Origin of the sequence: Sulfuricurvum sp. RIFOXYD12_FULL_44_77 (assembly GCF_001830725.1) — a bacterium.
GTDB classification, from domain to species: Bacteria; Campylobacterota; Campylobacteria; order Campylobacterales; family Sulfurimonadaceae; genus Sulfuricurvum; species Sulfuricurvum kujiense_A.
Window position 1 is genome coordinate 1 of record NZ_MIBU01000151.1, and the last position, 9,249, is coordinate 9,249.

General features: G+C 49.3%; 8 protein-coding genes and 1 tRNA gene. All 9 read left to right on the forward strand.

From position 1 onward, the window contains the following. Positions 1 to 8 precede the first annotated feature (8 nt). A tRNA-Met gene (locus A2517_RS06280) sits at positions 9 to 85 on the forward strand. Between the two features lie 112 nt (positions 86 to 197). Further along, the gene (locus A2517_RS06285; RefSeq protein WP_294895215.1) at positions 198 to 1,964 is read left to right on the forward strand and encodes a proton-conducting transporter membrane subunit; all 1,767 of its coding nucleotides are present in this window, start codon (positions 198 to 200) and stop codon (positions 1,962 to 1,964) included. Beyond that, complete coding sequence (locus tag A2517_RS06290) at positions 1,961 to 2,779, forward strand: complex I subunit 1 family protein (RefSeq protein WP_294895217.1); 819 nt, start codon at positions 1,961 to 1,963, stop codon at positions 2,777 to 2,779. Before A2517_RS06285 ends, A2517_RS06290 begins: the two co-directional genes overlap by 4 nt. Continuing rightward, entirely contained in the window at positions 2,776 to 3,306 is a 531-nt protein-coding gene (locus A2517_RS06295) for an NADH-quinone oxidoreductase subunit B family protein (protein WP_294895219.1), read from the forward strand. The genes A2517_RS06290 and A2517_RS06295 overlap by 4 nt, the downstream gene beginning before the upstream one ends. Continuing rightward, positions 3,293 to 3,637, forward strand: coding sequence for an NADH-quinone oxidoreductase subunit C (locus A2517_RS06300; protein ID WP_294895221.1), 345 nt, complete (start codon positions 3,293 to 3,295; stop codon positions 3,635 to 3,637). The genes A2517_RS06295 and A2517_RS06300 overlap by 14 nt, the downstream gene beginning before the upstream one ends. Then, complete coding sequence (locus tag A2517_RS06305; RefSeq protein ID WP_294895223.1) at positions 3,634 to 4,719, forward strand: nickel-dependent hydrogenase large subunit; 1,086 nt, start codon at positions 3,634 to 3,636, stop codon at positions 4,717 to 4,719. The genes A2517_RS06300 and A2517_RS06305 overlap by 4 nt, the downstream gene beginning before the upstream one ends. Before the next feature lie 9 nt (positions 4,720 to 4,728). Continuing rightward, a complete protein-coding gene (locus A2517_RS06310; RefSeq protein ID WP_294895225.1) occupies positions 4,729 to 5,160 on the forward strand; it encodes a 4Fe-4S dicluster domain-containing protein in 432 nt (143 codons plus the stop codon). Between the two features lie 3 nt (positions 5,161 to 5,163). Then, entirely contained in the window at positions 5,164 to 7,593 is a 2,430-nt protein-coding gene (locus A2517_RS06315) for a hydrogenase small subunit (protein ID WP_294895227.1), read from the forward strand. Next, on the forward strand, positions 7,583 to 9,249 hold a 1,667-nt coding region (locus A2517_RS06320), incomplete at its 3' end, for a nickel-dependent hydrogenase large subunit (RefSeq protein ID WP_294895228.1). The genes A2517_RS06315 and A2517_RS06320, both read left to right, overlap by 11 nt.

The window sequence follows — 9,249 nt, forward strand, 5'->3', positions numbered from 1 at the left end:
CAAAAGATGGCTGGGTAGCTCAGCTGGTTAGAGCGCTGGTCTCATAAGCCGGAGGTCGGGGGTTCGAGTCCCCCCCCCGCCACCATCTTTCAAAAAACAATCCCTCAACTTTACATCAGAAAAAAATCATTTCCGTAACATTTTTATACTATTCATTGTGATATAATAATCCAACAGCCGTTCCTAAAGGAAGACAGATGGAGTTGGTATTAACGCTTATTTTATTGCCGATTATAGCGTCGATTTTATTGCTCATGCTCCCTAATCAGCGGGCTCAGTATGTCGTTATTACGGCGGTTTTATTTCTTCTTGGGCTAGGTGCTTTTTCTCTTTATACCTCTATGGGGGTGTTGACGTTTCAACTCTCCCACACGATGAATGGTGCGATTGTTGCCGCCGATGTCGTCCTACTCCTCTTTTTTCTCTATCAAGGTAGAGTCTTTAACCACCCCAAAGTGATGGCGCTCGCGGCTCTACAGCTAGTGTTGTACGGATACATCGAGTCTATTGTCCCTGAAGCGGGGTCGGCGGAGATCGTCGTGGATAGTCTCTCGAAGTTTATGTTTTTGATTATCAACGGGGTGGGGGGGATTATCGTCCTCTACTCTGTGAAATATATGGAGGATGAACCGACTTCTCCACTCAAAAAGCGTCTTTTCGTCGGGGGATTGCTGGTGTTTCTCTCGGTGATGAATCTGATCGTCATCGCCAACTCGATTCTCCTCTTTTTCTTCCTTTTTGAAATGACGACCCTTGCATCGTATCTGTTGATTGCCTTTAGAGATGATGAGGTGAGCCGAGCCAATGCCCTCAAAGCCCTCTGGATGAATCAGATCGGCGGAGTGGTAATTTTATTGGGGGCGTTGGTCGCTATTATCGGGTTTAAGAGTGTGATGTTCGATACGCTGCTGCAAAGTTCAGGGGGAATGATTCTCTTGGCGGTGGCGCTACTCTCGATGGCGGCACTCGTCAAAGGGGCTTCGATCCCGTTCGAGGGGTGGTTACTCGGGGCGATGGTCGCACCGACTCCCGTGAGTGCAATGCTCCACTCGGCGACGATGGTTAAAATCGCCCCCTATCTGATTCTCAAACTTGCCCCTGCGTTGGCGGTGAGTATGGTCGGGGGGATCATCTCGATCATCGGGGCGTTGGTGTTTGTTGCCGCGTCGTATTTGGCACTGTCGCGCTCAGTGCTGAAAGAGATTTTGGGATACTCCACCGTGGCATTGTTGGGGTTGATGATGGCGCTAGCGGCGATCGGGACACAGGAGAGTATCAACCTCGCTCTCGCATTGATGCTCTTTCATGCCCTCTCTAAAGCATTGCTGTTTCTCTCGGCAGGGGTGTTGGAGCGTCTTCATCATGCCAAAGATATTGAGGATATGAAAGGGATGGTGACACGATCGCCTAAAACGGTGGGATTTATCCTCTTTGGGTTTGTCTCGTTGACCCTCCCGCCGTTCGGTCTTTTTATGGGGAAACTTTTTGCGATTACCTCTATCGCTTCACTCCTCAAAGAGCACCCCTCCAATCTAATCATCCTTCTCTCATTGATCGTCGGGAGTGCTTTGATGGTGTTGCTCTATTTTAAAGTGGCATCAGCACTTCTCTCTGCCCCGTGTGATGTCGAAGTCTCCGAGGCGATTGCGATTCCGAGCGGTTTTAATGTTCCGTTGGTGTTGCTGAGCTTTTTTATAGTAATTGGGGCTCTCGGATACATTATGATGCAGCAGAATATCTTCGTCGTACTGTTGGCGTTGCCGATGCTCTTTGTTTTTGCCCTCCCATCCCTGATTCGTCGGATGGATCGGTATGATCGCTCGCAGCCGTATCATTGTGGGGAAAAAGAGCCGTTTGATGCGGCATTGGTCTATTTTGAATCCTCTGTGAAAGTACAACGGATACTCTATTGGGGATTTGGATCTCTTTTTGTCGCCGTAGCGATAGTAGGAGCGTTGTCATGATCTGGGTATGGATTGCATTGGCACCGATTTTGGGAGGCTTAGTTTATGGGGGAGAGCGGGTGTTGCGGGCTCGGATGCAGCGGCGTCAGGGGCCGCCGCTGCTGCAGCCGTTTTACGATATGTTCAAACTTCTCGATAAGCGGACGCTGATCGTCCACGCTCCTCATGCTCTCCTCGCGGTTGCCCACTTCTTTGTTTTATGGTTCACTATCGCGGCGATCTTTTTGGGATGGAATCTCCTCTATATTATTTTTCTACACCTCTTCGCCCAACTTCTCCTCATTGTGGCGGGGTACAGTGTCCGTTCCGTCTATTCGCATATCGGATCAAACCGTGAACTGTTGATGGTGGTGGCGTATGAGCCGATACTGATTTTGGTGGCGGTGGGGTTATATCTGGTGAGCGGGAGTTTTGAGATTTCACAAATACTTAAAATGGATGGATACTTGACGCAGTTGCCGCTATTGTTTGCCGCATTGTTGATGATCGTCCCAATCAAAGTAAAGAAATCTCCGTTTGATGTCGGTGAAGCCCATCAGGAGATCGTCGGGGGGGTCGAGATCGAGTACAGCGGGGTGTTTTACGAGTTTTTGTATATGTCCCGTTTTCTCGAATATATCTTTATCTACAGTTTTGTTTACCTCTTCGGCGGAGAGTCCCATTGGCTTGGGGCAGTACTAGTCGCGGGGGTCTTTTTACTCGTTAATCTCGTCGATAATGCGACCGCCCGTGTCAGACCTGCGCAGATGGTGAAAATCATCTACACCGTTGCGATGGCTCTGGCGGTGCTCAATCTCGCGGGGGTGCTGTTATGAAATTCTTTACCTCTTTTCGGAAAAAATCGCCGTGGGTTTTACACTACAATGCGGGAAGCTGTAACGGCTGTGATATCGAAATTCTCGCAGCACTGGGACCGAAGTTTGATTTGGAGCGTTTCGGGGTGATCAATACGGGAAATCCGAAACAGTCTGATATTTTTTTGGTGACGGGCCCTGTCACCTACCGTTCCCGTGAGCGTCTCGTCGAGCTCTATTCCCAAATCCCTGAACCAAAAGTGGTCGTGGCGGTGGGGTCGTGCACGGCAACAGGGGGTGTGTTTCGGGGGATGTATAACGTCGAAGACGGGATCGATCGTTATATCCCCGTTGATGTCTATGTCCCCGGGTGCGCCGCATCGCCGCAGCTGATTATTGATGCGTTGGTCAAAGGGTTAGAAGTGCTCGAAGCGAAAAGCAAAGAGATCGAAAAACCGTTCAAACTCTTCGGTGCAATAGAGACGATACATAATAAACTCAGCCGCCTGGGTATGGCAAAAAAGGTGGAACCTCATGCGAAAGATTGAAATAACACTCTCCACGGTATTAAATGATATTCGAGCGTTTTACCTTCCTAAAGAGTGGCACTTTCTGAGTGTCAACGGGATCGATTTAGGGGAGGGTAAAATCGAACTTCAATGGATTTTCTCAAAGTATGGGGTAAAAGATGAAGTAGTGATCTATTATGCCATCAGTGATTACGATACCCCTATCCCCTCGCTTGTGAGTCTGATCCCCTCCGCATTTATGGGGGAGAGGGAGATCGTTGATATGTTCGGGCTTAAAGTGGAAGGTGCGGAGAGAGGGCTTTATCTCGATGAGGATTCACTGGCACATCCGCTTAGGGGGGAATCATGAAAAAAACGATCCAAATCCCTTTGGGGTCACAGCATATCTCTCTGCTAGAGCCAATCCGTTTTAAATTTGAGTGTGAGAACGAAAAGATTATCGGGGTCGATGCCGATGTCGGATTTGTCCATCGCGGGGTGGAACTGGCGTGTACCCGCAGTTTTGAGTTCAAGCAGGTGGGGTATGTCGTTGCTCGTGTTTGCGGGCTTTGTGCTATTACTCATTCCCTCTCGTATACGTTAGCCGTCGAAAAACTGCTGGGCTTTGTCGCTAATGATCGGATCAAATATTTGCGGATGTTGATGGTGGAGCTGGATCGTATCCATTCCCACATGCTCTGTCTCGCCCATACGGCGGAGAATGCAGGTTTTGAAGCCCTTTTTATGCAGATTATGGGGGATCGGGAACTGATTATGGATGTTCAAGAAGCGATTAGCGGGAACCGTGTCCAGTTTGATTACATCTCCATCGGCGGGGTGAACCGTGATTTAACCCCTGAACTGGTGGCGCTGATCCATAAAAACCTCGGATTGTTAACCGATAAAATCGATGCACTGATCGGATTATTTGACAACAACTGGTCGCTCTCACTCAAATACAAAGGGGTAGGGGTGCTGAGATTGGAGGATGCGTACATTTACAATGCTCTAGGACCGTTGGCTCGTGCGGCGGGATTGGCAACCGATGTTCGCGCCGAAACGAGTGATTTCCCCTATGAAGATATAGGGTACACAATGATTCTTGAATCTACGGGGGATATTCATGCGCGTAACTTCGTTCGTCTTCGAGAGATTGTGAACTCGATAGCAATGTGTCAAAATATCGTGAATAACCTCCCAGTAGGAGAGATTCAGGAGAAGGCAAAAGGGAAACCGAACGGCGAAGCGGTGGTTCGTGTCGAAGCGCCGCGCGGAGAGCTCTTTTATCTGGTACGGGGGAGCGGTCAAAATATGCTCGATCGTGTTCGGATTAAAACTCCGACCTTTTCGGCGATTCCGGCTATGATGGAGGTGTTTAAAGGAAGTGAGTATGCCGATGCACCTGCCATCCTTGCCTCGTTTGATCCGTGTATGTCGTGTACGGCAAAATAGGAGACTCAGATGTTTACCTCTATGTTGGAAGCGTTTTTGAACCTTTTTAGACCGATCCGCACACACCAATATCCTGCCGAAGAGATGGTTTTGCCGAGCGGGTATCGGGGATTGATCGAATACGGGATAGATGCGTGTATTTTTTGTGATAAATGTGAGAAGGTGTGTCCTCCGGGGGCGATTCTCTTTTATCAACATGAAGACGGAACGAAAACGTATCGCTATAATCCGTGGCTCTGTATCTACTGCGGTGAATGTGTCCGTGCCTGTCCGAAACCCGAAGAGGCGTTGTGGCAAAGTGAGACAAAACAACTCAGTGCCCTTAAAGAAGAGGGGGCGAATGAGGGGTGGTTTGTGTGGGAAGAGGCATGTAAACAAAGCCGTGAGGAATACGCTGCTGCGAAAAAATCGGCCAAAATTCAAAACAAGAGTGAGGAGTAACGCATGCGCATTGTTATCGTAGGAGGCGGGATTGCCGCTGTGTATATTGCCAATACCCTTATGGAGAGTGCTCCCGAATCGGAGATACTCATTGTTTCCGATGAAAAGCACCCTCCGTATGATCGTATCCATTTGTGCAAGCTGGTGGAAGATTGCAAATGTGTTGATTCGATAGAGTTGGAGCTTCACTCAAAAGTAAAACTGGAACTGGATCAAAAAATCATCTCGATTGATCCCGCGCAAAAACGGGTTTTCAGTGAACATGCCGCATTTCATTACGATAAACTGATTCTTGCGACGGGATCGGTTCCCAAAACACTTTTTGACATTTCAGGGATTCAAAATGCGGCGACCTTTCGAAGTCAGAAGGATTGCGAAGCAATTGCGAAGGGGATGGTCGGAAAAAATGTGATCATCGTCGGGGCAGGGCCGATTGCGTTGGAATTGCTCGATACGTTGATGCGTAGCGATGCTCCGCAAAGCATTACCCTTCTGGTACGCAAAAACTATCTCTACTCCGAGGTGATTAGCCGCGAGGGGCTGGAGCTGATTCGGGGTATTTTTGAAGCGGACAGCCGTGTAAGTATCCGATTCGGCGATCAAATCGTGGATAAAGAGGTTGAGGGAAATGTGATAACCAAAGTCTTGACCAAGCAAGGGGAGATCGACAATCCGTTTATCATTTTCGGTGTCGGAATCGATCCCAATATCCCCTATGCGCGTGACCTTCTCGAATGTGACAAAGGTATTTTGGTCGATGAGAGGATGCGTACCTCGGATGAGAACATCTACTGCGTCGGCGAAGCGGCACAGCTACGTGCAGGGGGATTTATCGCCGGACGGGTCAAAGAGTGCACGATCCAAGCCGATGTCGCTATCGCGAATCTCTTAGGGACGGAGAGTAAAATATTTAAAGAAGAGGTCTCCATCGATGGGCTCAAAGTGGGATCATTTTTGTTTGCCGATGTCACCGCGACCGATTTTAACCCCAAAGACCCCGAGAATGAAACGATTTTGATCACGCATGGGGATCGGATCGATCAGTATATCGTCAATAATGACAGACTGAAACGGTTTATCGGGATCAACACTAATATCGATCTTCTCGCCCTTAAACGTTTGATCGAAACCGATGCGCCGATTGATGCGGCGTATCTCTACTCGAACCGTTTGATGTCCGAATACGGGAAACTTGTCTGTAGTTGTGAGGGGGTGCATGAGCTGGAGTTGGTTGAGATTATCAAAGAGAATGCAGTGACGTCGTTCGCTGAGCTCAAAGAACACTCGAAAGCGGGACGTACCTGCGGACGGTGCAAACAAGATATCTGCGCGATTATCAGTGCAACCCCTGTCGATCCTACTGAGGCGGCACGGCTTAAACAAGAGAGGCTCGATGCGGCTACGGCGGCGGAATTGACAAAAGTGCGCGCACGAATCGATAAATACAATTCGCTTCATCCGAAGAATCAGTTGAATCCTGAGAATTTCCATGAGGCGTTGGAATCGTTTGAGATGAGTCGCGAATTTAACCGCTGGGTCTCTATGATCACGGCATCGATGCATCTGCATCCGCAGTTTGAGGGGGTCGTGGAAGAGGGGGTGACACAACTCAACAAAATTCCGATCATCTGGCTCGAACTCTCTGATTGTACCGGTAATTCGGAAGCGTTTATTAAAACCTCCCACCCCAAAGTGGACGATCTGATCCTCAAATACATTTCGCTGGATTATCATGAGCTACTGATGGCGGCTTCGGGGGATCAATCTGAGTCCGCGCTGGAGAGTATACTCCATAATGATAGCGGTAAATATGTCTTGATCGTCGAGGGGGCGGTTCCTCTAGGGATGGACGGTAAATTTTTGCGGATAGGACCAAAGGGTGAGACGGGAGTCGATTTATTGCGTCGCGTCGCCAAAAATGCCGCAGCGGTGATCGCGGTGGGATCATGTGCCTATGATGGCGGTGTTGTCGCCGCCGCGCCTAATCCGACGGGTGCGGTCGGTGTGGCGGAAGCGTTAGATCGTAGCGATATTATCAACCTTCCCGGTTGTCCGACCAATCCGATCAATATCGTCGGAACCCTATTGCAGTATATTATGTTTGAAGAGTTTCCGAAACTCGATAGTAAAAACCGTCCCGAATGGGCATACGGCTTCCGCGTTCATGATAACTGCGAACGCCGAGGACATTACGATGCCGATGAGTTTGTCCGTGAATGGGGTGATGAGGGGGCGAAGAAGGGGTGGTGCCTTTTTGAAATGGGGTGCAAAGGGCCATACGCCGATCTCAACTGCTCACTCGTGAAGTTCAACGAGGGGACGAGCTGGCCGGTACAGGCGGGGCACGGATGTTTCGCCTGCGGTCAGGGGAAAATCGCGTTTGATCAATATGCAAATAATCGTAAACTACCGGAGGGTGAAAATGAGCACTAAAAAAATTATTATTGATCCTATTACCCGTATCGAGGGGCATTTACGGATAGAGGTAGAGATCGATGAGAATAACGTTGTTACTGAAGCGTGGGCTTCGGGGCAGCTTTTTCGGGGGATCGAAACGATCTTAAAAGGGCGTGATCCTCGTGATTCGGGATTGATCGCTCAGCGCATCTGCGGGGTCTGTACCAATGTCCATTATCGCGCTTCGATCAGTGCGGTGGAAGCGGCGTATGGGATTGAAATACCCCATAATGCCGAGATTATCCGTAACCTTGTCACCCTCTCCTTGTTCGTCCAAGATCATATCGTTCACTATTATCACCTCCATTCACTCGATTTCGTCGATATCACGAGCGCTTTGAGTGCCGATTGTGCTCAAGCAGCCGAAGATGCGCAGATATGGTGTGAGCACCCCTATCGTAACTCCGATGGGCATTTGGAAGCTATCAAAGAAAAACTCGAAGGGTTTGTCAAAGCGGGGAGGTTGGGGCTCTTTGCCAACGGCTACTGGGGACATGAGACCTATCGTCTAAGCCCAGAGGAGAATTTGGTTCATATGAACCACTATCTCGAAGCACTTCGAATACAGCGTGAACTCTCTAAAGCGGTAGCGATTTTTGCGGGGAAAACTCCTCACCCTCAAAATCTCGTCGTCGGAGGGGTTACGAGTGTCGCCGATATGCTCAACCCTCAGCGGTTGAATGACTTTTTGTTTATAATTAAAGAGACGAGAGATTTTATAGAGAGGGCGTATATCCCCGATATGCTGATGATCGTCAATGCCTATCGCGACTCGATTAAAGAGGGAGAAGGGCGAGCCGTCGGTAACTTTATGTGCTGCGGCGGATACCGATTCGGAAAACAGCAGCAGTTGTTTGAGAACGGTGTGATCAAGGGGCATAATTTTGAGAATATAGAGCCGTTTGATCCGAGCAAAATCACCGAAGAGGCATCCCGTTCGTGGTATGAAAATGATGCACCCCTCTCCCCGTATGATGGGGAGACAACACCGTTTTATACCGATCTAAATGAGGACGGTTCCCTTAAAACCGAGGGGAAATACACATGGGTCAAAGCACCTCGCTATGATGGAAATGTGATGGAAGTGGGGCCGTTGGCGCGAATGATTGTCGGATACGTCAAAAACTCTCCCGTTATCCGCCCTTATATGGAGCGGTTTATGAAACGTTCCCATATGGAGTTGATCGATTTCTCTACCACAATCGGGCGTAATGCGGCGCGGGCGGTGGAAGCGCAAATCTGCTGTGATTATCTATTTGATACGATGAGTGATTTGATCGAAAATATCAAATACTACGATGAAACGACGTGGACGAAGTATGTGTTCGAAGAGCTTCCGAGCGAGGCGAGGGGTGCGGGAATATTTGAAGTACCGCGCGGGGTATTAGGGCATTTTGTCCGAATTGAGGATGCGAAAATCGCCAACTATCAGGCGGTCGTTCCGACAACATGGAATGCTTCGCCTAAGGGTGCTAAAGAGGGACGCGGGGCGTATGAAGAGTCATTGATCGGAATTCGTCTCGCCGATCCTTCGGCACCGCTGGAGGTGTTACGGGCGGTTCACTCGTTCGATCCGTGTTTAGCGTGCGCCGTTCATGTCATCGATGCAACAGGGCGAGAGCTGTCGCAGTA